We start from the raw sequence: 20392 nt of genomic DNA, 5'->3' as shown, positions 1-20392 counted from the left end.
GATGGCCAACATATTTCACTGATTTCGGGCCGAAATGGGTCGTTCAGTGAGCCGAAAAAACTAGGATTTCGGGGGTCGTGTGTACGAGTATGCGAATCAGAACCGACGGCGACTACGCATACCGACGGGACGCGATCGAACGTGCAGCTGACTTCTACGACTGCAACAAGACGAAAGCAGTGGTGAGTGCCTGCGACGACGTTCCGAAGTTCGTCCAAGCGTCCCGCCAGGTCCTCGAGCGCGACGACCTCACCCTCGAGCAGCGTCGGGAGATCGCCGAGACGCTGTCGACGCGAGCGGTGACCTTCGAGGTCAGTACCGAGATCGTCACCGAGACCGAGTGAGTGTTTCCTCTCAGTACTGGTTGCTGGCTGTGAGTAAGCGTACCGCTGGGGATTCGATGTCTCGAGAAACGCCGGCCAGAGACCGGCGTTAGAGCCCCCATCCCTCAAGTGGTGTGTCAATTGGGGTGGGTCTGAGATCGGGTGTTTGACAATATGGCTATTGGCATCACGGTGGGACGATCTCAGCGCGGCGAGGGTCCGGATGTCTCGGGCCGAACGGATCCTGTCGGGCAACGACCGAATCCATTCCTCGCCACCTGAGACTCGGGGTTGTGATAAAATAACCCTGTTGGCCAATTGATATCATGCGTTACAATTAATAGCAGTATCCAAAAACAACCACATGCCTCCGTATGCCTTCCCCCACTTCCGGAGGTCACCCCCACTCCCCCTTTCGCTTTAACTCGCGTCCGGCATTCGCGCTAAAAAACAGCGTTAATCTGGATCTTCGCCTGTTCGGTCCCACGGTGATCGCCACCACCGTGCCACCGGAGCAGCGGAAGGTCGCTCGAGCGAACCATCTTGTCCTGCAGGAGCGTTAAGCCCGATCTCCCGTGTGGTCGGTAGACGACGAAACAGTACCAGCCGTCGCGACGCCGGAGTTTCTCGTGATACTCCTGGTAGACCTTCCAGTTGCCGGGCTGCCCATCGGCGTGTTCGTGCATTGTACTCTTGATCTCGACGGGCGTGCCGTCCCCGAACCTCGCGTCGTGCCAGCTGGCCCGCTCGAGGTCGAACCGTCGTTTCTCGGCCATCCGTTTCTCGACGGCGGTCCCGAAGTGATTGGCGCGTTTCGAGCGGTTCACAGGTCCGTCCTCCGGTCATCGCGCCAGCGCCGATCCGCTCGAGCGACTGTGTAGGTCATCAATCCGCCGACCGAGCCCGCGGTTACCGAGAGGCCCCACGCGCGATGGGTCACCGCCACGATCGCGACGATGAGGAAGACACCGATCACCGCGAGCGTCTGTTGGTCAAAGACGCCTCGCTCGAGGTCGCGCCGGAGTTCGTACGCGAGATCGATAGCGGTCGATCGAGCCACGAATAGGATGGTCGCGAGAAGCCGTGCAGTCATGCCGATCTCCCCCTTTCGCGCGGGCCGCGATTTTTTCGAAATCGACTCTCAAAAATATCATATTTCTTATATCTACACACGCGCTCCGCGCGTCGATATATATACGCCTCCGCTGACTGCGAGACGTTGTGCCCATCGCTCGCTTCGCTCCCGATCGGGAGCGAGCGCGGTGGGCTGTGGGCCTCTAAACTAAAGGGGGTCAGGTTGCGCTTTACGGCTTTCCACCCCGACGCTGTCATGCGATCACCTGCTCGACGGTGTCAACCCAGTCTCGCTTTTCTCCGCCTTCATCGATGTCTTTCCACCAGTTTGAGACGGTAGCGTGGCTGTACGGGACGAACTTGGCGGTTTCGCGGGATGACATACCCTGCTTTCGGCACTCTTCCATCGTCCACGCAGCTACCTGTTTGACCTCGCCTTCGGCGATCGCCGGTCCGTCCTCGTCGCCGGCAGGAGCGTTCCACGACCAATCAGCCTCGTCGTTCGTGTGCGGTTCGAAGTCAGCAGGTGGAATGCCGGTAAACGGCCGCGGGTCGACATCTTGCAGTTTCCCGCCTGAGATCCGATCGGCAACGATCGCCTTCCCCTTGTCGTTGCGATCGGGCTTCTTGATGATCGTCCCGACGCGCCAGAGCATCGGATGAATCGACGATTCGTCGTGCCCGATATAGATGAGCATCCCGTTGTACTTCCGGATCTTGAACACGAGCGGCCCCATCAGCTTCCGGACTTTCTGTCCGTCTTCGCCCGTGCCACTCGCGTTCGTCGAGAACTCGTCACCGACGAACGCTTTCGGCCGTTGTGAGTTCTCGACCGGGTTCCCGTCTTGACCGACCCATTCCTCGAGCAGGGGGTAGTGAGGAATCCAGCCGTCCTCGACGGTGCCGTCGTCGCGGACCCACTCGTCGTTGCGCGGGAGCGTCCGGATATTTGAGCCGACGAGGAGATCGCCGTTGACCCACCGGTCACGCAGCTGCAGGAGGAGGCACGCGAGGTTCGTTTTCCCGGCCCCCATCTCACCCAGCACGACGATCACCGGAGCAGGGCCGGCGACGATCTCCTGCAGGCGCGTGATTGCCTTGATACCCGAGAGGTCGGCCTTCTGGCTTGGGTCGCCGATGTAGTGTTTCAGCGTGACCGTGTCGCCGTTCTCGAGGGCGTCGCGGGCCGTGTGGCCACCTTCTCCGCGGAGGATGTCACGATTCTTCTGTACGTCCATGTAGGTCGCTGCTGCCTTCCCCTCCCAGCGGTCGGGATCGTGATGCAGTGCCCGGACGGTCATCTGTCGGTCGATCTGTTCGTCGCGGACGAACCCCGTGTGCGGGAGCACTTCGTCCGGGTCCCGATCGAGGTTGCCGCGCTGCCACTCTCCAAAGCCGCCGACCGTGTAGTTGTCCTGTTCGTCACTCATCGGTCGGTCCACCTCCATCGACTCGGTCTGTGGCCAATGAGAAGTGGCGTTGACTCGGTTTTCCGCTGCTTCAGAAGCGCTGTTTTGAGAGTGGTATTTGTACGGCCGGTACCAGCCGTGGCTGCTTCATCGAACATGAACAGTACTGGTGGGTCGATCATCTGATTCCGGAGTTCGCCGTCGTGGATGTATCTCATCGGTCCGTTCCTCCGTCGGTTGCTGCTGGCTCTGCTGCCTGTTCGTCAGCCTCGACGGGCGTGCGCGGCCCGTGGTCTTCGGTGTAGTCGTCGACGTACTGCGAGATATCCTTGATTTCGTCCACGTCGCGGGCTTCGGCGTCGTCCTTGGCTGCCTCGAAGCGATCTTTCACCGTCGTTCGCGGGTTCATCAACCCGCGTTCGTCGGCTTCGGCTTCCTCGTTGATGACGTCGCCTTGGATCTGGAGTCCCATCTTCGAGATGCGGCCACGGAGTCGATTGTACTCGAGGAAGGCGTCGACGAGGTCGCCGTGGATGTCCTCGAGCATGGCCTTGATCGTGACGAGTTTGGAGTCGGCGAGCTGGCTGAAGTAGCAGCCGCGCACGACGAGTTGGCCGGTGTCCTCGTGATAGGTGAACTCGCGGACTTCGAAGGCGTCGCCGTCGTTGCAGTGGTACGGCGACGGCCCCTCGACGGTCTTCTCGCTCCAGACTTCGGGAGCGACGTAGAGCTTCCGGCGGGTATCGTCGATGCCGTTGATGTGGTAGACCTCGACCATGTTCCGGTTACGGAGCTTCCGAGCGCCGGTGACGAACATCCCCAGTAGTGGCGGCCCCATGAGCAACAGCGCGGCGAAGATCCCCTTCGTGATCGGCGGCACACCGGGTATCTCCGGCTGGATGATGAGCAACAGCACACCGAGCGTAACCGAGAGACCGAGGACGACTAGCTGACCCTCGGCGAGTACGTAGGTGAGCCGATCGGCCCAGCCGCCGAAAGTGCCGCTCGTCTTATCGCTCATGCCTCGATCACCCCGCTACTCTCCGAGCGGATGACCCACCACGCGGCGAGCGCGGCAAGGACGACTGTCATGAGAACGCCGGTGAAGAGGCCGCTCTCACCGCCGAACGTCGCGAATGGGTTCGCTTCCTGTTGCTCCTCGAGGGCGGTCGAAAGTCGGACGGTGTCGCCGTCGACGGTGACGCCGACTGCCGACCCTCCTTGCACGGTCTCGACGGGGAAGGTGAAGACGTGGATACCTCGCTCGAGGTCGTGGCTGGTCTTCGGCACCTGAATAGCGCCGGACTCGCCAGCACCGGCGAGTGCATCGGAGATTTCGACGGTACCGCTGATGTTCATCGCGACGGCGACCTGGACTCTGTCCTCGCCGAACTCCCAGCCGACAATCCGGTGTGCGTCACTGAATCGAACCGTCTCGCTGTTCTCAAGTGTGTCGGCGGCTGTGAGGTCGCCGCCGAGTTCGCCGCTCTCGACAGTCGCATTCGTCTTGTTCCCTGCCTGTGCCGACGCGCCCATACTGCCCATAAGCCCAAGGCTCAGGACGACTATCGCCAGAACTGCAAAAATCCGTTTCATGGGTGGATTAGGGGCGGATGACGACGATGACGACGACGGCGACACCGGCGACGATGACTACTAAGCCGACGACCGCACCACCGGCTCCGACACCCTCGAATGGGTTCGAAATGGTGACATCCGAGCCACTGTCGCCGTCATCCTCTGAGACGATTTGCTCACGCTGCTGAGATGCTTCCTCGAGCGCCTCGATATACGCTGTCGCGTTGTACTCGTCATAGGTTGGGTCCTTCCAATTCACGTCTTCCACTTCGTTACCGTCCGAATCGTAGATTGTCGTGATGGTGAGGTTACCTTGATAGAACGTCGTCTCGTTGGCCCCGCCATCGGTCACCATCGTCGTGGTGCCATCGAGATTCGACACGTCGTAGGTTTCGCCCTTCTGGAAGCCGTTAACGGGCGTTTCGGACGAGAACAGCAGGCCCTCGTAGGTCTCGTTGACGCTGTTATACTCGTAGCTCACCGATCCATCTTCAGACGCGATCCGCTCGCGCTCAGTCGCACCCTCGAACTCAACGACCATCGTTGAGTCAAGATCGGTACCGGCGAGATCCAGCGTCGAGCGCAGTGCGAGACTGAACCGGTCTTCGGTGACGTTCGACTCATTATCCGCACCGGACATGTAACGCACCATGCCCTCGGCTCCACGAACCTCATTGGGGTCGAGATCGCCGGAATCCATCGCCGCGTACAGGTCCTCCGCAACGGACGCATCGTAGTTGTTTTTGACCGTCTGAGCCTGCTGCTCAAGTTGATATAGCCGCTCGCCGACCAGCCGATAGTCATACGCAGTATCGGCTTCGAGTCCCGCCTCCGGCACGTTCATCACCGACATTCCCGGCACCCACTTCATCGTCGTATCCCCTTCCATAGCGGTATCTCCACCGTTGTACGGCATATCAATGGTCTCGGAGGTTTCGTTATAATCCTCTAAGGACGCCACAGCCGACCAAGAGGAATCGCTACTGGTGACACTGCCACCGTTACCGTTCACGTACAGTTGAGGATAGACCACATCATAGGTCGTCCCGTTAGCCAACTCATAGGTGCCATCAGCAGTGCCTTCCCAGTCCATCGACTCCATATGAGCATCGTAATACGTCATCGTCCCGGTCGAATATGGAGCGATAAACCGGTCATCCATCTCTGACTGCTGCTTAGAGACGTTAATGAGATAATCCAGCCGAGCAGTATGCTGAGAACTGATCTCCAACAGGTTCCGCTGGTGGACGGAATAGTAATCGGATATCGCCCTAGATGCGTCAGCCGACGCCGCAGCCGCCGACTGGTTGTTTTGGTAGGACTCCGCGATCTCATTCCGCGCCTCGAGCGATGCCAGCGTCTCCGTGTCTTGGAGATAGTTTTGGTAGACGGTATCTTGAGCGTCCCACGATTCCTTGACAGACTGCGCTGAAACGTGCGTATCCGCCTCGATTGCCGCCGTATCCTGCGACGTATCGATCTGGTCTGCGGAAAACGACGAGTGCCCGCACGAGATCGGGAACGCGAACCGAAGGTTCGAGTCACAGGTCCCTTCATACGAGCCGTCGATCCAGCCGTCATCCTCCTGAGCCGCCGCCGGCTCCGCCGCCGCGATCGGCGCGACGACCGAGCCGACGAGCAGGAACGCGAGCAGAACCGTGAAGGCGCGATGGGCTATGGGCCGTGGGCTGTGGGCTGTCACAGGAACCACCCCCCGACCGAGATGAGGAGAGTCGCCACCACGACGTAGGCCGTGATCGAGCCGACCACGAACAGCCCGAGCGCGAGGAACGTATCTTCCGCCACCTTGAGCGCGGTCCCCAGAGACCTGTACCAATCCGTCGTACCGCTGAGAACGTTGGAATTCATTGAATCGAACCTCGAGAGTTACTTGTAGGCGATCAGGTAGAACGCCGCGCCGTTCAGGAAGACCGTGAACCAGCCGACGTACCACATCGACTCGAGGGTGACAGCGACAGCTGGGACGAGCGCGCCGAGGACGTTCAGAATCACGGCGAGTAAGAGCACGACCGTCTCAACGTCCGTGTAGTCCTCTGGCGTGGCTTCGTTCGTGAGCCACCCGATCACCAAGACCCCCATCGAAATGATGAACGCGTAGGTAATCTCGGTCCCGTGAGCGCTATACAGCGCGTCGGTCAGTGCGAAATTCAGCGGCTCGCCGAACTGGAGCGTGCCGACCGAGCCGATCGCGAACGACGCGAGCACGAAGATCGGCGCGAGAATGCTGTCTGTAAGGTCGATACCGTCTTCCCGACGCACGGTGTCGGGGACGTACTTCTGTGGTAGGCTCAGTGCCATACGACCGGTCGTCATCCCCTCCCGTCGAAAAGGTCGGGAAAACCAAGGTTCACCAAACTTTATACCAAGGCGGGTTGCCGCCCGCTGCATGGCACTGAACAAACTCAGACGCTTAGACCAGAACTCGCTCGGAATTACCCTGCCGAAAGACGATCTCCGCGTCGAGGGACTGCTCGATGAACACGGCGACCTCGAGGGAGAACATCACCTCCATATCCGCCATGTCGGCGACGGCGAGTGGACGGTCGAACTCGTCGAAGGAATTGGCACATGATCAACGATCTACCTGATGGGCTTGAGGACACTTCGGAGGTGGTCCATCTGGCCCTCGCGAGGTGCACCTGATAGGTAGTACTATCTCGTAGGCCTTCTTGAAACTGTATGATGTATGATAAACAGATATTATTTAGATAATAGAAGCTATCTACCTTTTAGTCACTAGTCAAATAAGAAATAACTGAATATTGACTTATGCGCTGTACTCGTCGGTCCCAATGACGGTTTCGCTCCCGTCGTAGGTTGCAGTAACGGTGACGGTGTCACCATCACTAAGACCGTTGCCGCTGTCGTCACAGGTCACTGTATTACCAACGCTCGTGATACTCTGCGTACTACCTGTGTTTGGACACTCAACAGTCACTCCATTATCAGTCCGGTCGTCTGACATAAGAGTGACTGTAATTCCATCAGAATCCTGACTAAAGTCGAGTCCAGCTTGCGCGCTCTGACTCTGGCCCTGGCCCATATCGAGCACGAAGGCGGCGATAACGGCAGCGAGGATGACCGTTATTGCCACCATCAAAATGACCCCGATGACTGGGCTTACTGCCCGTTCCTGTTCATTACCGACCAACTTATTCCGAACTGATTTTCCGTCCATCATTTGATTCTCACGCATCGTCCATGAACGGTAGGAACGCTTATCCGGCCCCCCGTGGGACCGAAAGATGCAGGGGGAAAGGGCCAACCCTACAACCCCGTTTTCTGCGACCACCGTCGTCACCGATGCTAATAGCAGCGAGGCCACCGGTACCATATAAGCATATGGGATCGTGATTGTTCAACTATACAGGAAGGCTTTTAGAACTGATAATCAGCGGGTGCTATCCACCGTACAGCGGAACCTTGAAACGACGCCGTCTTGCGATTTACCAAAGACATCGAAAAAGAATAGTGATTTGACGACTCGCGGCTATCGACCCACCATGTCCAATCCTGACGCGCTCGTCACAGAACAAGCCCTCGCGCGCACCTACGACGGCGGCGATTATGATGATGTATGGGAGGTGGTCAATCAGTACCGTCGTGCGATCACCTATCATGCCGACAATCCAAAAGCGGGAATCGGTGAGATCGTTCGCGTCGCGGATGCATCTCGAGTCTCGGTCCAGTCGTGGATCGACGACGGGGCAACCCCATCTGTGGTCCAGGGCCTCTACACGGCTCACGAATACGACTGGATTGGTGTCACCTATGAGGACCTTACGCCGCTGAATATCCTCGCTGCGTCCGTCTACTCCTCTGGAACGATTAGCATCCACAACTGGCACCCGACGTTCTCGGTTGACGATATCGAAAATTCGCTGGTCCTGAATGCGCTCGAGTTGATCGGTGTCGGTCACCAAGATGTCGAGACAGGTGCCGATCAATCCGGGCCGGCGGTCAGACCCGCGACGGATGCCGCGGTTCTTGGGCGTGTCCTCTCTGTGCTTGGCGTCCCGGCTGGCAGCAAGGCAACTCCCGATGATCTTTCGCTCCCATGGTATCTCGAGGAGGCCCCCGAGTCGGTCCGCAAACGGTTCGTCGATATTTATCTCGAGAACCGCGCCCACCCGAAACCGGACAGTGCGGGCTTGCAAATCTCGGAGAGCCGCCCTCGATCCTATCGCGAGGAGCTTGCCGAACTGATCGAATCCGTTGCGGGTGAGAGCGTGACTGCCACCGATAGTACAGTGATGATTTCTGCGGATGCGGCGCGTGCGCTTGGCCTCGAGTCCGAGAATACGGCGTGATCGGTACCGTCGCGAACTCGAGCCCATCGAGAGTGGGAAAACAGTACGTCGATGAACTGCTCTTGGCACCTCGCAACTATAGAACCCATTCACCGCCGATGAAACAATCAGTAATTAATAGATAGTCTGATAATGTCATCTCATGATTACGGATGCTCGAGCCCTCAGACCATCTCATATCCCGAGTGATCTCCACCACCGGGACGCGAAAATCGAGCAGTTGGCCGACGCACTCCGGCCCATCGCGGACGGAGACACCGGTGAGAACGTACTCGTCTTCGGTCCAAGCGGCACGGGGAAGACGACCCTCGCGAGGTTCGTCGTTCGCGAACTCGAGCAGGAGACGCTCGACTTCCGCTGGGGCTATCACAACTGCATCTCCGGCTCGTCGAAAGCCGAGGTCCTCCACGGCGTGATGCGCGATGCTGACCTCGGTGCAAATCTCAAGAAGTTGGGTTCGCCGACGAGTGCGTTCATCGATCGGCTCCGCGAGAGCGACAAGCGCGTTGTCGCGATCATCGACGAGGTCGATGTGCTCGAGGACGACACGACGTTGCAGGCGCTCATCGATGTGCCGAACGTGACGATCGTCGCGATCACGATCGACGAGGACGACCTCTTCGCACACCTCGATTCTCGCGTTCGGAGTCGGCTCCGGAGTTCGGAGACGATCACGCTGGATCGGTTCAACCACGAACAGTTGGTCGACATCCTCCAAGCTCGTATTCGGGCCGGGTTGCGGCCGGGCACGATCTCCAGCGACGCGATCGACTACATCGCCGATATCGCTGCCGGCGACGCTCGCGAGGCGATTGGACTCCTTCGGAGTGCATCGCGGTCCGTCTCGCGGGACGACGACCGTTCGCAGATCACGACCGAGGTCGTCGACGACGTTCGTTCAGCTGCCCTCGAGGAGATCCACCTCGAACGCGTCGAGGACCTCGGGACGCACAAGCGGTTGCTCTACGATATCATCGAAGCGGCGCGGAAGGTCTCGGGCTCGCAGTTACACGAGACCTACGAACAGCGCGCGCAGAACCCGAAGGCCAAGAGCACCCGTCGACGGTACCTCGCGAACCTCGAAGAGAAGTACGGGTTGATCGAATCGAACGGAAACGGGAAGGGAAAGGTCTACGCCGTCCCCGACTTCTGAGTTTTCCGTTCATTCCGTCCGTTTTCCGCTCATCGGGATAGCGACTCTGTAACGCCTACTATTGTCCTCGAGAGCAGTTTTCGACCGTTTTCCGTTCATCTCCGCTCTGGTCTTATCCATATCTGCGGCTTTCACTCGCCCATGTCTGTTCGAACAGGCCAGTCGAGATCGGGCGAATCGCGGTTGAGTACGGAACTCGAGGACGGCCGATCCGTCGACGTCGAGATCACCGGTTCGCCGGACAACAAGAAACGGATCGATGTTCGCGTCGAGCGCGGGCGGCACTGGGTGCTCGCGGTACAGGACCAGGTCGCCGGCCTGATCCTGACGCTGAACGAGAACGGCCAGCGCATCGATAATGAGATCCCCAGTTGGCTCGAGCCGCTGCTCCGACGACTCGGACTCAAGGGGATCGAAGCGTGACGGATTCAGTCTTCCGTGGGCTCGAGAGTCTCGGCGTCGACTTCTCCGGCGAGATACTGCTCCCCAAGGTCCGTGATTTCGTAGTATCCTCGTTCGACACGGGTAACAAGCCCGTATTCAAGCAGAACAGAGAGACGCCGGCTCACATGGCTTCGAGACTTCCCGATGTTCTTTGCGACCACCTGTGGAGACAGCAACAGACCCGACTCGAGGATTTCGAGGATTCTCTCATCGGTTGGCAACTGCATCCAGTCTCCAGGCTGTCGCATTGTTTCTGGGTCCAATACCAGATTCTTACCGGTATCGATACGTCAGAATCTTGCAACCAATACGGGATTGATTTGCAACGAATTAGTGATAAAGTATATGATGGTGTAGTCACGACTGATCCGGTAACGCGAGTTTCACGTGGGCCCGACTGTCCGTTGGGTCCGCTCGGAAAATGCGGTCCGGTGCTTAGGACACCGGGTCCGCGCGGCTCGCGTAAGTGTGGTACGCAAGCCATGTACGACGACAATTCGCGGGGTCTTGAAAGCCCCGACACGACCGACGCATCGACTGCTTCTGACCAGCGACTCGTGGCCGACGGCGGCACGACGTGGGGTGATCTCACTGGCTTCCAGCGCGATACGCTGGCGGCGATTGCTCGCCTCAAGCGCGACGACGAGACCAGTTACGGGCTCGCGATCAAGCGCCGTCTCGAGCGAGATTACGACGGAGTCAACCACGGGCGACTCTACACGAATCTGGACGACCTCGTCGACGATGGGCTCGTCGAGAAGTCCGCACTCGACAAGCGAACGAACGAGTACGTGCTCACCGACAATGGGCGCGCGCTGCTAATCCAGCGCGTCGAGCGCCTCGCGGACGCCTGCGAGATCGGGATCGCCGCGACCGACGGCTCGGGGGAGGGCGATCGCGCATGATCGACATGGACGAACTCTCTGACGAGGAGATCGAGGCCGTCGTCAACACGCGCGGGTTTCAGAAGATGCTCGCCTACCGTCGGCTCTCCGATGGGATCGAAGTCCTCGAGGACGAGGACCAGATCTTCGAATCGATGGTCGCCTCGATTACGAAACAGCATTCGCAGGTCCGCTCCGAAGAGAGCACCCGCGAGTTCTTCCGGCTGTTCCGTAGCGAGGTCGAGACGTTCACCGAAGGGCTCGCCGACGAGGAGAGCAGCGCGAACCAAGGCGACCTCGAGGACCTCTACGTCGACGACGGTGATCGCGATGGGGAGTGACGAGTTCCTCGCGCTCGAGGCACAACTCGAGGTCCTCGAGCGGCAGGCCGATGCGGTCGAACGACAGACCGCGGCGATGGAAGCGATCGCGACGGAGATGCGATACCAGAACGCGGTGCTGTGCGAGATGGTCGCCTGTCTGGACGACCTCTCGGCTCGCGTCGACGACCACCACATGCCGGACTACCCGCCGCACGATCGGTCCGGGCCCGCGCTGCAGACGTGGATTCACGATCGCCTCTTCGAGCGCGACCAGCTCGAGGACGACGGCCCCGAGTTCCGTTGGGGGAACCCGGAGAACTGGAACGGTGGTGATCACGATGAGTGACGACAGCAGTTCGAAACCGGATGAATCGATCCCGTACGTTCGTGAGATGGAGGTCTACGACAGCGCAGAGGACGTGAAGATCGTGCGATTCATCGGGGACAGCAGGACCGTCGAAGTCAGGATCACCGACGACGTGATGGTCGAGTTCGCCGAGGTCGCCGAGGACGTTTTCGATCGGATTCACGCGGACATGGCGGAGATGAACGACCTTCTCGATGAGGTTCGCCGTGACTCGGTTCGGGACGGTGATCGATCGTGAGCCGGGATCTCTCTCCGCGGGAGGCCCGCGATCGGTTCCTCTCGAGACGGAAGACCGAGAACACCGACCGAACCCTCCGCACCTACGAGAATCGTCTCACGCGGTTCGTGGAGTTCTGCGAAGAGCGAGACATCAGCCGTATGTCCGAACTTTCTGGATGGGACCTTGACGAATTCCGGGCCGATCGGGAAGCTGCGGACATTGCCCCGACGACCTTACGCGGATCGATGGTCGCTCTGAAACAGCTACTCGATTACTGCGAGTCCGTCGAGATCGTCGATGACGGGTTTGCCGACAAGGTGAACGTTCCGACTGTCACACGATCCGAAGAATCGAGCGACCAGAAACTTGCACACGACGATGCCGAGAAGTTGATCGACTTCTACCGTTCGTCGAGAAAGTGGCGGGGTCGACCGGAGCACACCGTACTCGAGGTTGCTTGGCACGTCGGGTGCCGAATGAGTGGGCTACGGGCGCTGGACCTTCGGGACTACAACGCCGATGACCAGACGCTCGAGTTTCGCCACCGACCGCCGTTCACTGGTCTCAAAAACAAGGAGCAAGGCGAGCGGGTCGTCGGTATCTCCGAGCAGGTCGTCGAGGCTCTGGATACGTACATCGCCAGAGAACGCGTCGAGAAGCGCGACAAGAAGGGACGAGAACCGTTGTTTTGTGCCCGTCAAGGCCGTCCGTCGAACTCGACATTCCGGGCTTGGAGCTATCAGGGCACTCAACCGTGTTTGATCACGAACTGTCCGCATTCGAAGCGACGGGAGACGTGTAACTACACGCGGCGGAACTTCGCGAGCAAGTGCCCGAGCAGTCGCGCGCTCCACGCCGTTCGTACGGGTTCGATCACTTGGCAGTTGCTCCAAGGTCTCGACATCGAGACGGTCGCGAAGCGCGTGAATGCCCGTCCGGAGACGATCCGGCGGCACTACTACAAAGCCGGTCTCCACGAGGAGTTCGAAGAACTGCGAGCAGATGTCACTCTGAAACTTGACATTCAAGACACCCATGAGTAACTCAACCGTTCAAAATCAGCGTCGTCAAGCCCTGTTAGTTTCGCGTGGTTCAGGAGAGGTGCGCCCTCCGACCCCACTTCCTCAACGACTATTCATAACCCATAGACAGAGTGGGTTTCTTATAACTGAACCTCTGCGTCGGATTTGATATTTCAGTCGTGGAACTTACGGTGGTCAGCTCTGTCTGGCAGTTCTGCCGTAGGTAGGTTGGTGAAAGTGATAAATTTCACTCCGCCCCAATGCGTTAGTGTTTGGTGCCTATCTGTTGCACAGAATTCCGAATAATCCCACAAGCAGCATTCAAGACAAGAAACTAAACCTTCGAGTCTTAACTACATTCTATGCCAGATATAACTGGCTCAATCATAACGCAGTCACAGCGAAGAACCTTCTTTGTCAAATCTGTCATTCTTGTAGTCGGTTCACTTTTAATTCTGACTGGGAGTGTTATCCGCAGTAGTTCACCATATCTTGGCTACTCTATGTGGGTACTGGGAGTGGGTATTGACTGGTACATTATCTATATTGTATATCGAGAAATGAACGGCATTAGAACTGATATCGAAAATACACGCGATAATATTCAAGAGACAGAAGAAGAGATACTTGAGACGCAAATGAAGGTCGAGAATACGGCCCAGCGGATCGAAGGAATTGCCACTGATATGTATGATCGTCAGGGGAGTACAGATCGGTTTGGGAATCTGGAGAGGAATTACGAGAACCTTGCCGAGAATATTAGCAATGATGAATCTGATCCATACCAGTACTAAGGATCTCTAACCCTGCTCTATTTGAATTCCATTCTTAGAGATATTTATCCGTAGCGAAACAATTCATTACAGCCATAGATCGGATGGCAGAACCATATAAAACAATATTTACTTTAGAAATATACTGAATATATAGTGCAAATAGAACGGTCTATTCGACCAACTACGGAGCGGCAGAACGAGAAGAATAAGGTGTAGAAGAATATTCAACCGACTATGACAACCTATGGTCAAGTTTGTGAGACCGGACATATTCTTAATCATAGTACAAATACCGAATGGTTAGCTGGTGACAATAATTACTGTCCTACTTGTGGCGGGGAAGGACTAACAGAGTGTCCTAATTGTCAAAATAATAAAATTATAGTTTCAGATGATGTGCTTTCAAGCGATGCTGAGCTGACACGAGCTGATTTACCCCTTTACTGTGGAAATTGTGGAACAACATTCCCGTGGGCGGGTAACGATGAGGACCCTCAAAGAATCAACCAGCAATTCGTAGCTACGGATCTTGTCGAAGAAAGGTACTACCAGAATATCGTTGATGAAATAAATAGGGTATATCAAGTAGGAGCAGACAGTGCCACCTTGGTACTAGTCAGAAAAGCAATAGAGAACTCCATCATCGACATTCTGCGGAATGAATACACCCTATCTGAGTCTCATCTATTCTTTGATGGAAATATTGGACAACATCGTGGACTTTCAGAGTTGGTCGATAATCTGGATGATCGACTTGATGATTTCGATCAATACAATGTTGGTACCAATCAAACATTGATAACTCGGATTAACGAATTGAAGGAGAATGGAGACATAGAGGCACATTCTGTAGCATCAAATCATTCTCAAGTAGAAATGGATGAATATTCAGAAAAGGCTAATTTTGTTCTAAATATACTTTTCGAATTGAGGCGCAGAACCTGGGAAGAGAATAATTCAAACTAACATCTTCATTGCGTTCCTACCGAGTATACACTCTCCTATTCGAGTCTTAGCGAGTGTCTCCAAGAGGACAGCACCAAAAATCAGCGCCCTATCCCCACTCCGCTGAGTTCCAGTTGAGACAGATGATCTGAGAGTTATTCCAGAGATGGATCGCCACCATATTTTTACCACATAGCCTCTGATCGAGTAGTATGGACTCTGAGACACTCACGTATATCGTGTCTATTGTGGTGATATTCCTCGTGATTTGTGCAACGATGGCCTTGGCGGTCGCGTCCGGGGCGGTAGACATTGTCACCGACTACTACGGGTGGATGGTGTTTGGGTTCTAATTCTCAGACCGGAATCGAGGGAGATCGCTCGAGCCACACTCCTTTTCCCTGCCGTAACAACACGGCGAGTACGGACGCCGCACTCACGGGTCGCTTAAGGCCGCTGCCGACCGAAGCGAGGTAATGAAGACACAGGAGACGTGGGCCGTCCGCCGGTGTGAGGTCTGCGCTCGAGTGACGATCGTCGAGACTGCGAGCGCACAGCGCGTGTGTGCCTGTGGCAGTACGGCGCTGCAGGAGTTTGATCGGCGTCGATAAGCCGTTGCAGTCCCGGCCGCTTTCCGAAAGCGTTGGTCTCCGCAACTAGCACAGTAATATTTATCAACTAATTCTATAGTTGTGTTCACGGATATGTCATCAGTTCACAGCAGTACACAGACCGACCAGTACGCGCCGACAGTCAACGTCTCGAAGGTCGCGGGGATCGCGACCGCGCTCGTCGCGGTGAATATCCTGTTGATGCTGGTGGGGAGTTACACCCCGCTCGCGGATCTCGGTCTCGTCCTCTTCTCGAACTACTTCATCGGAATCGCCGTCTTCGCCGCCACGATCGGTGGCGGCTTCTGGGTGTCGAACAAAGGAATCCAATCGGGGAACGTTCCGGTCGCAGGCGCCGGCGTCACGCTGATCCAGTTCGGCTATACGCTCCTCGGGTCCGCGATTCTCGTGATCGCTCCTCCTGCGCTTCGAGTTCCGGCCCTCGCCATTACGACGGTCGTAACCGGACTCCTCACGGCCGGTATCGTGCTCGTCGTCTACCGCACTGACCGATCGTTCGCGCGCTGGCAGACCTACTCGAAGGGGCTGTTCATCGCCGGCTTCGCCGCGGGTGCCGTCGGGTACTTCCTCAATCCCATGCTCGTGCTGTTCGCGTCCGTCCTGTTCTTCCTCGGCTTCGTCACGGACCTCGCGTACGAGATCTGGGCCGTCAAGGAAAGCAGGTACGCGAGCCCGATCCGGAACGCTATCGGCATCTACGTCGCCGTGATGGGCGTTTTCATCCACATCCTACGGATGGTGCTGTACGTTCTCTCCCTCCTCAATAACTGATCGGCGGTCCACAGGTTTCGATCCAAGTTCCGACCGTCGTCGCACCCAGTCTCATTGTCCGTCGCTCGTTCGCTCGACGACCATCGTCTCGAGGTGCTCGAGTCGCGTCTCGATATCGGGGTGGGTCCGGAGCAGTCCCCGCGAGCCGACCGCCGTCTCGCGCGGGAGGATGTCCAGCGCGCCGGCGGATGTGGCCCACGTGCGTTTGTCCTCGCGCGGACGCTCTCGGTTGTCGGAGAGCCTCTCGAGCGCGCTGGCGAGGTCGCTCGGGGAGCCGGTCAGTTCCGCAGCGCCGCGGTCGGCCGCGAGTTCGCGACTGCGCGAGAGGACGGCGATCGCGAGCTGACAGGCCCACCGCTGAAGAGTCGTCAGCACCGACAGGGCGGCCCACAGCACGAGGTGGGCCAGATAGGCGAGCGGCTGGGAGACCAGCAGCCTCCGCGACGGTGGGTCGTCGGAGCCGACCTGCTCGGCGATGAGCATCGGGACGAGTACGAGGTTCATGATGCGGCTGTCGCCGTTGACGAGGTGGCTGAGCTCATGGGCGAGAACGGCCTCGAGTTCCGCCGCCGAGAGCCGATTCAGGAGTCCCGTCGTGACGATGACGGTACCGTTGGACCGTCCGCCGAGGGCGTAGGACTCCGGACGCCGCCGGTCGGCGACGTAGATGTCCGGCTCTGGAACGTCTGCCTGCTGGGCGAGCCGGCGGACCACTTCAGCCAGTTCGGGGTGTGTCTCCGACGCCGGCGCGCCCGCCTTCCCAAGTTCCGTCCGGAACGCCCGGATCTTGGCTCGAACTGGCCGAAAGTACAGGAGCGGAAGCAGGACGGTCCCGGCCGCGATCACGATGGGAGCGGGGTTCGTGAGTACCCAGTGGAGTAATCCGTAGTACTCGCCGAAAACCGGCAACAGGAGGGTCTCGAGCGCGTAGAGGACCGGCAGGAGCACGAGCCACGCGAGCACGCCGCCGGCGACGATCGCCGTGACGGCGATGGCGACCGAGACGACGAGCAACACGGTCAGTGCGACGCCCATCCGCGAGAGCAGCGACAGCCGGAGCCGGGCGCGTCTCATCACTTCGTTGTTACCTCTATGCGACCGATTCCGTGACCTCCGGTAATGGGTGTTCCGCATTCTGTGGCGGAGGCAACGACGGAATCGCACGCGCCCGACGGGGAAGGGCTTATTCGGTTCCCGGTAAAATGTATCGTGAATGACTTCAGCTTCGCGTGCGGATCTCGACTCTGCAGCACGGGTCTCTCTCCGGCAGCAGGAGGTCGTTGCCGATCTCGGGGAGCGCGCGCTCGAGACCGACGATCTCGAGCAGTTGCTCGCCGACGCCGCCGATGCCGTCGTCGAGACGCTCGATGTCGCGTTCGCGTCGGTACTCGAGGTGTGTCCCGAGGGGAACGGGGGACGCCTTCGACAGGGAGCCGGCTGGAGCGACGAGTGCGTCGGAACTCACGTTTCGACCGCGCCCGACTCGCAGACGGGTCGCGCACTGCACGTTGACGGACCAGTCGTCGTCGAGGACCTGCACACTGCGGCGGTGTCGGGGTCCGAGTTACTCGCCGATCACGGCGTCGTTAGCGGGATCAGCGTCGTCATCGGCTGTGCGGATGACCCGTGGGGTGTTCTGGGCGTCCACGCGACCGAGCAGCGACAGTTCACGGACCGCGACGTGACCTTCGTCCGGAGCGTCGCGAACGTCCTCGCGACGGGGATCGAGCACGCGCGGACCGAGCGCCGCTTCGACGCAATCTTCGACGATCCGAACATCCTCGTCGGCCTGCTCGAGCCCGACGGAACGGTACTGGACATCAACGGAACGGCGATGGAGTACGTCGACGCCGACCTCGAGGACGTGACCGGGGACCCCTTCTGGGAGACCCCGTGGTGGATCGCGAGCGGCGGGGACGAGCGAGCCGACGACCTCCAGTCCGAGGCCCGCGAGTGGACCGAACGGGCTGCGGCCGGCGAGTACGTCGAGTTCGAGACCGAACTCACCCGGCCGAACGGCGACCGGTACACCATAAACGGCGTCTTCAGACCGGTCACGAACGACGACGGCGAGGTCGTCTCGATCATCGTCTCGGATCGCGACGTGGCCGAGCGCAAGCGGCGCGAGCGCCACCTCCGCGACGCGAAGGAACAGCTCGAGGCCGCGACCGAGGCGGGCGCAGTCGGGACGTGGGAGTGGCACATTCCCGAGAACCGAATGATCGTGGGGACCTCGTTCGCGGACACGTTCGGGATCGATCCCGACGACGCTCGCGAGGGCGTGCCCCTCGAGAAGTTTATCGACGCGATTCACGAGGACGACCGCGACCGCGTCGCGGCGGCGATCAATGAGGCTGTCGAGACCGGCGATACCTACGAGGAGGAGTACCGCGTCTGGAACGCGGACGACGACCTCCGGTGGGTGGTCGCTCGCGGTCACGTCGAGCGAGACGAGGACGGGAACCCGGTCACGTTCCCCGGCGCGCTCACGGATATCACGGACCGGAAACGGGCCGAACTCGAGGCCGAGAAGCAGCGAAAGGAGATCCAGACCCTGTTCGACGTGTTACCCGTCGGTGTCGTGGTCGCGGACGAGGACGGATCGCTGCTCAGGGCGAACAACGCCGCGAAGGAGATCTGGGGCGGTGATGTCTTCGATGCGGACGACATCACGGAGTACGAGAAGTACTCGGCGGTCTGGGCGGAGACGGGTGAGCCGGTCGATCCCGAGGACTGGACGATGTCGCAGGTGCTACGGGGCGAGGCGGTGTCGGAGCCGAACGTCTACGAGATCGAGCCGTTCGACGGCGACCGACGGATCGTCATGGAACACGGGATGCCGGTCCGAGACGAACGCGGGAACGTGAGCCGCGCAGTCGTGACGCTGACCGACATCACCGAGCGCCGGGAGTACGAACGGGCCCTCGAGGAGCGCGAGCGCCAGCTCTCGGCGCTGATGGAGAACGTTCCCGGGATGGTCTATCGCTGCCGCAACGAGCGGGGCTGGCCGATGGAGTTCGTCAGCGACGCCTGTCGCGAGATCACCGGCTACGAGCCGGACGCGCTGGAGCGGGGAACGGTCGACTACGGCGAGGATATCATGGTCGACGAGGACCGCGAGGCGGTCTGGAACGCGATCCAGCGGACGACGGACGACCGGGAGCCGTTCTCGGTGACCTACCGCATCGAAACCGCCGACGGTGAAATTCGGTGGGTCCGCTCGTACGGCCGGGTCCTCGCCGCCGACGAGGGGGAGCGCGCGACCCTCGAGGGGATCATCTCCGACATCTCCGATCGGAAACGCCTTGAGAACGACCTCAAGGAGTCGAACGAGCGCTTAGAGCAGTTCGCCTACGCGGCCTCCCACGACCTCCAGGAGCCGCTCCGCATGATCACGAGCTACCTGCAACTGCTCGAGGCCCGGTACGACGACGCCTTCGACGAGGACGGCGAGGAGTTCCTCGCCTACGCCGTCGACGGGGCCGAACGCATGCGCGAGATGATCGACGGCCTCCTCGCGTACTCCCGCGTCGAGACGGGCGGCGACCCCCTCGAGCCGGTCGACCTCGACTGCGCCCTCGCCGACGTTCTCGACGATCTGCAGCTCCATATCGAGGAGACCGATGCCGACGTGACCGTCGACGACCTCCCCGTCGTCGAGGGCGACGCCAGCCAGTTGCGACAGGTGCTCCAGAACCTCCTCGATAACGCACTCACCTACCACGGCGACGAGCCGCCGCGAGTGCGCGTCGACGCGGACCGCCGGGGCCAAGAGTGGGCGATTTCGGTCCACGATTCGGGGATCGGAATCGATCCCGCCGACCAGGAGCGCGTGTTCACCGTCTTCGACCGGCTGCACACCCACGAGGAGCACGAGGGAACGGGCATCGGGCTGGCGCTGTGCCAGCGCATCGTCGAACGCCACGGCGGCGAGATCTGGCTCGAGTCCGAGCCCGGCGAGGGGACGACGTTCTCGTTTACGCTTCCGGCGGCCGAGTGAAGTAGCCACTGAACCGATTTCCACACTGATCGCAACGCCGCCGAGCGGTCAGTACGGATCGTCGACCGGTCCGATCTCGAGCCCCGGTGAAGTTACCAGCTGTGGGATACGATCGACGCTCTCAAATAGGTGGCACTCAC

General features: G+C 59.2%; 27 protein-coding genes. 16 read left to right on the top strand and 11 right to left on the bottom strand.

Annotation, left to right across the window (positions count from 1 at the left end; translation table 11 throughout):
- The first annotated feature begins 89 nt into the window (after positions 1–89).
- A complete protein-coding gene (locus tag FEJ81_RS09900) occupies positions 90–344 on the top strand; it encodes a DUF7692 domain-containing protein (RefSeq protein WP_138245136.1) in 255 nt (84 codons plus the stop codon).
- A 422-nt stretch (positions 345–766) separates the two neighbouring features.
- Here the strand turns inward: FEJ81_RS09900 and FEJ81_RS09895 are convergent, their stop codons facing one another.
- From FEJ81_RS09895 to FEJ81_RS09860, 8 genes are all read right to left on the bottom strand, one after another.
- The gene (locus tag FEJ81_RS09895) at positions 767–1150 is read right to left on the bottom strand and encodes a hypothetical protein (RefSeq protein ID WP_138245135.1); all 384 of its coding nucleotides are present in this window, start codon (positions 1148–1150) and stop codon (positions 767–769) included.
- Positions 1147–1416: a hypothetical protein gene (locus FEJ81_RS09890; protein WP_138245134.1), complete on the bottom strand. Its 270-nt coding sequence runs from the start codon at positions 1414–1416 to the stop codon at positions 1147–1149. Before FEJ81_RS09890 ends, FEJ81_RS09895 begins: the two co-directional genes overlap by 4 nt.
- A gap of 235 nt (positions 1417–1651) precedes the next feature.
- Entirely contained in the window at positions 1652–2827 is a 1176-nt protein-coding gene (locus FEJ81_RS09885) for a hypothetical protein (protein ID WP_138245133.1), read from the bottom strand.
- Positions 2828–3020: 193 nt separating this feature from the next.
- The gene (locus FEJ81_RS09875) at positions 3021–3827 is read right to left on the bottom strand and encodes a hypothetical protein (RefSeq protein ID WP_138245131.1); all 807 of its coding nucleotides are present in this window, start codon (positions 3825–3827) and stop codon (positions 3021–3023) included.
- A complete protein-coding gene (locus FEJ81_RS09870) occupies positions 3824–4342 on the bottom strand; it encodes a hypothetical protein (protein WP_138245130.1) in 519 nt (172 codons plus the stop codon). Before FEJ81_RS09870 ends, FEJ81_RS09875 begins: the two co-directional genes overlap by 4 nt.
- Positions 4343–4409: 67 nt before the next feature.
- Complete coding sequence (locus FEJ81_RS09865) at positions 4410–6086, bottom strand: hypothetical protein (RefSeq protein WP_138245129.1); 1677 nt, start codon at positions 6084–6086, stop codon at positions 4410–4412.
- Positions 6083–6253: a hypothetical protein gene (locus FEJ81_RS23165; RefSeq protein ID WP_175416396.1), complete on the bottom strand. Its 171-nt coding sequence runs from the start codon at positions 6251–6253 to the stop codon at positions 6083–6085. The genes FEJ81_RS09865 and FEJ81_RS23165 overlap by 4 nt, the downstream gene beginning before the upstream one ends.
- An 18-nt stretch (positions 6254–6271) precedes the next feature.
- Complete coding sequence (locus FEJ81_RS09860) at positions 6272–6703, bottom strand: hypothetical protein (RefSeq protein WP_138245128.1); 432 nt, start codon at positions 6701–6703, stop codon at positions 6272–6274.
- Between the two features lie 88 nt (positions 6704–6791).
- On the opposite strand from FEJ81_RS09860, the gene FEJ81_RS09855 reads away from it, so the two are divergent.
- Positions 6792–6977 (top strand): hypothetical protein, encoded by a 186-nt coding sequence (locus FEJ81_RS09855; protein WP_138245127.1) that lies wholly within the window; start codon positions 6792–6794, stop codon positions 6975–6977.
- Between the two features lie 195 nt (positions 6978–7172).
- Here the strand turns inward: FEJ81_RS09855 and FEJ81_RS09850 are convergent, their stop codons facing one another.
- Positions 7173–7583: a type IV pilin domain-containing protein gene (locus FEJ81_RS09850; protein ID WP_138246756.1), complete on the bottom strand. Its 411-nt coding sequence runs from the start codon at positions 7581–7583 to the stop codon at positions 7173–7175.
- 325 nt (positions 7584–7908) lie between these two features.
- Between FEJ81_RS09850 and FEJ81_RS09845 the strand changes: the two genes are divergently transcribed.
- From FEJ81_RS09845 to FEJ81_RS09835, 3 genes are all read left to right on the top strand, one after another.
- Positions 7909–8715 (top strand): hypothetical protein, encoded by an 807-nt coding sequence (locus FEJ81_RS09845; RefSeq protein WP_138245126.1) that lies wholly within the window; start codon positions 7909–7911, stop codon positions 8713–8715.
- A gap of 142 nt (positions 8716–8857) precedes the next feature.
- Complete coding sequence (locus FEJ81_RS09840; protein WP_138245125.1) at positions 8858–9868, top strand: Cdc6/Cdc18 family protein; 1011 nt, start codon at positions 8858–8860, stop codon at positions 9866–9868.
- A 141-nt stretch (positions 9869–10009) separates the two neighbouring features.
- A complete protein-coding gene (locus tag FEJ81_RS09835; protein ID WP_229504695.1) occupies positions 10010–10291 on the top strand; it encodes a hypothetical protein in 282 nt (93 codons plus the stop codon).
- 5 nt (positions 10292–10296) lie between these two features.
- Here FEJ81_RS09835 and FEJ81_RS09830 read toward each other — a convergent pair whose 3' ends face one another.
- Entirely contained in the window at positions 10297–10560 is a 264-nt protein-coding gene (locus FEJ81_RS09830) for a winged helix-turn-helix domain-containing protein (RefSeq protein WP_138245124.1), read from the bottom strand.
- 234 nt (positions 10561–10794) lie between these two features.
- Between FEJ81_RS09830 and FEJ81_RS09825 the strand changes: the two genes are divergently transcribed.
- The 10 genes from FEJ81_RS09825 (at position 10795) to FEJ81_RS09790 (ending at position 16252) form a co-directional block, all read left to right on the top strand.
- The gene (locus tag FEJ81_RS09825) at positions 10795–11217 is read left to right on the top strand and encodes a PadR family transcriptional regulator (protein WP_175416395.1); all 423 of its coding nucleotides are present in this window, start codon (positions 10795–10797) and stop codon (positions 11215–11217) included.
- A complete protein-coding gene (locus tag FEJ81_RS09820) occupies positions 11214–11537 on the top strand; it encodes a hypothetical protein (protein ID WP_138245123.1) in 324 nt (107 codons plus the stop codon). The genes FEJ81_RS09825 and FEJ81_RS09820 overlap by 4 nt, the downstream gene beginning before the upstream one ends.
- Positions 11527–11865 carry a hypothetical protein gene (locus FEJ81_RS09815; protein WP_138245122.1) on the top strand — a complete coding sequence of 113 codons (339 nt, stop codon included), beginning with the start codon at positions 11527–11529 and terminating at the stop codon, positions 11863–11865. Before FEJ81_RS09820 ends, FEJ81_RS09815 begins: the two co-directional genes overlap by 11 nt.
- Positions 11858–12124 carry a hypothetical protein gene (locus tag FEJ81_RS09810; RefSeq protein WP_138245121.1) on the top strand — a complete coding sequence of 89 codons (267 nt, stop codon included), beginning with the start codon at positions 11858–11860 and terminating at the stop codon, positions 12122–12124. Before FEJ81_RS09815 ends, FEJ81_RS09810 begins: the two co-directional genes overlap by 8 nt.
- Positions 12121–13149 (top strand): tyrosine-type recombinase/integrase, encoded by a 1029-nt coding sequence (locus FEJ81_RS09805; protein WP_138245120.1) that lies wholly within the window; start codon positions 12121–12123, stop codon positions 13147–13149. The genes FEJ81_RS09810 and FEJ81_RS09805 overlap by 4 nt, the downstream gene beginning before the upstream one ends.
- A 341-nt stretch (positions 13150–13490) precedes the next feature.
- On the top strand, positions 13491–13922 hold the full coding sequence (locus tag FEJ81_RS09800) for a hypothetical protein (protein ID WP_138245119.1): 432 nt from the start codon (positions 13491–13493) through the stop codon (positions 13920–13922).
- Between the two features lie 216 nt (positions 13923–14138).
- Positions 14139–14870, top strand: a complete 732-nt coding sequence (locus tag FEJ81_RS09795; RefSeq protein WP_138245118.1) for a DUF2321 domain-containing protein — start codon at positions 14139–14141, stop codon at positions 14868–14870.
- A 191-nt stretch (positions 14871–15061) separates the two neighbouring features.
- Positions 15062–15202: a hypothetical protein gene (locus FEJ81_RS23160; protein WP_175416394.1), complete on the top strand. Its 141-nt coding sequence runs from the start codon at positions 15062–15064 to the stop codon at positions 15200–15202.
- 123 nt (positions 15203–15325) lie between these two features.
- Positions 15326–15460: a hypothetical protein gene (locus FEJ81_RS24180; RefSeq protein WP_267877904.1), complete on the top strand. Its 135-nt coding sequence runs from the start codon at positions 15326–15328 to the stop codon at positions 15458–15460.
- Positions 15461–15553: 93 nt separating this feature from the next.
- Positions 15554–16252 (top strand): Bax inhibitor-1 family protein, encoded by a 699-nt coding sequence (locus FEJ81_RS09790; RefSeq protein ID WP_138245117.1) that lies wholly within the window; start codon positions 15554–15556, stop codon positions 16250–16252.
- A 51-nt stretch (positions 16253–16303) separates the two neighbouring features.
- Here the strand turns inward: FEJ81_RS09790 and FEJ81_RS09785 are convergent, their stop codons facing one another.
- Positions 16304–17326 (bottom strand): M48 family metallopeptidase, encoded by a 1023-nt coding sequence (locus FEJ81_RS09785; protein WP_175416393.1) that lies wholly within the window; start codon positions 17324–17326, stop codon positions 16304–16306.
- 139 nt (positions 17327–17465) lie between these two features.
- Here FEJ81_RS09785 and FEJ81_RS09780 point away from each other — a divergent pair, with 139 nt between their 5' ends.
- Entirely contained in the window at positions 17466–20252 is a 2787-nt protein-coding gene (locus tag FEJ81_RS09780; protein ID WP_138245115.1) for a PAS domain-containing protein, read from the top strand.
- Positions 20253–20392: the final 140 nt, after the last annotated feature.

It is taken from the genome of Natrinema versiforme, from assembly GCF_005576615.1.
In the GTDB taxonomy this organism is placed as follows: domain Archaea; phylum Halobacteriota; class Halobacteria; order Halobacteriales; family Natrialbaceae; genus Natrinema; species Natrinema versiforme_A.
This window is presented reverse-complemented; position numbering and strand designations above follow the sequence as displayed.

Bases quoted from the DNA above. Each gene is read 5' to 3' on its own strand.
- FEJ81_RS09900 (WP_138245136.1), top strand. From the start codon at position 90: ATGCGAATCAGAACCGACGGCGACTACGCATACCGACGGGACGCGATC.
- FEJ81_RS09890 (WP_138245134.1), bottom strand. From the start codon at position 1,416: ATGACTGCACGGCTTCTCGCGACCATCCTATTCGTGGCTCGATCGACC.
- FEJ81_RS09885 (WP_138245133.1), bottom strand. From the start codon at position 2,827: ATGAGTGACGAACAGGACAACTACACGGTCGGCGGCTTTGGAGAGTGG.
- FEJ81_RS09875 (WP_138245131.1), bottom strand. From the start codon at position 3,827: ATGAGCGATAAGACGAGCGGCACTTTCGGCGGCTGGGCCGATCGGCTC.
- FEJ81_RS09870 (WP_138245130.1), bottom strand. From the start codon at position 4,342: ATGGGCGCGTCGGCACAGGCAGGGAACAAGACGAATGCGACTGTCGAG.
- FEJ81_RS23165 (WP_175416396.1), bottom strand. From the start codon at position 6,253: ATGAATTCCAACGTTCTCAGCGGTACGACGGATTGGTACAGGTCTCTG.
- FEJ81_RS09860 (WP_138245128.1), bottom strand. From the start codon at position 6,703: ATGGCACTGAGCCTACCACAGAAGTACGTCCCCGACACCGTGCGTCGG.
- FEJ81_RS09855 (WP_138245127.1), top strand. From the start codon at position 6,792: ATGGCACTGAACAAACTCAGACGCTTAGACCAGAACTCGCTCGGAATT.
- FEJ81_RS09850 (WP_138246756.1), bottom strand. From the start codon at position 7,583: ATGGACGGAAAATCAGTTCGGAATAAGTTGGTCGGTAATGAACAGGAA.
- FEJ81_RS09845 (WP_138245126.1), top strand. From the start codon at position 7,909: ATGTCCAATCCTGACGCGCTCGTCACAGAACAAGCCCTCGCGCGCACC.
- FEJ81_RS09840 (WP_138245125.1), top strand. From the start codon at position 8,858: ATGATTACGGATGCTCGAGCCCTCAGACCATCTCATATCCCGAGTGAT.
- FEJ81_RS09835 (WP_229504695.1), top strand. From the start codon at position 10,010: ATGTCTGTTCGAACAGGCCAGTCGAGATCGGGCGAATCGCGGTTGAGT.
- FEJ81_RS09830 (WP_138245124.1), bottom strand. From the start codon at position 10,560: ATGCGACAGCCTGGAGACTGGATGCAGTTGCCAACCGATGAGAGAATC.
- FEJ81_RS09825 (WP_175416395.1), top strand. From the start codon at position 10,795: ATGTACGACGACAATTCGCGGGGTCTTGAAAGCCCCGACACGACCGAC.
- FEJ81_RS09820 (WP_138245123.1), top strand. From the start codon at position 11,214: ATGATCGACATGGACGAACTCTCTGACGAGGAGATCGAGGCCGTCGTC.
- FEJ81_RS09815 (WP_138245122.1), top strand. From the start codon at position 11,527: ATGGGGAGTGACGAGTTCCTCGCGCTCGAGGCACAACTCGAGGTCCTC.
- FEJ81_RS09810 (WP_138245121.1), top strand. From the start codon at position 11,858: ATGAGTGACGACAGCAGTTCGAAACCGGATGAATCGATCCCGTACGTT.
- FEJ81_RS09800 (WP_138245119.1), top strand. From the start codon at position 13,491: ATGCCAGATATAACTGGCTCAATCATAACGCAGTCACAGCGAAGAACC.
- FEJ81_RS09795 (WP_138245118.1), top strand. From the start codon at position 14,139: ATGACAACCTATGGTCAAGTTTGTGAGACCGGACATATTCTTAATCAT.
- FEJ81_RS23160 (WP_175416394.1), top strand. From the start codon at position 15,062: ATGGACTCTGAGACACTCACGTATATCGTGTCTATTGTGGTGATATTC.
- FEJ81_RS24180 (WP_267877904.1), top strand. From the start codon at position 15,326: ATGAAGACACAGGAGACGTGGGCCGTCCGCCGGTGTGAGGTCTGCGCT.
- FEJ81_RS09790 (WP_138245117.1), top strand. From the start codon at position 15,554: ATGTCATCAGTTCACAGCAGTACACAGACCGACCAGTACGCGCCGACA.
- FEJ81_RS09785 (WP_175416393.1), bottom strand. From the start codon at position 17,326: ATGAGACGCGCCCGGCTCCGGCTGTCGCTGCTCTCGCGGATGGGCGTC.
- FEJ81_RS09780 (WP_138245115.1), top strand. From the start codon at position 17,466: ATGACTTCAGCTTCGCGTGCGGATCTCGACTCTGCAGCACGGGTCTCT.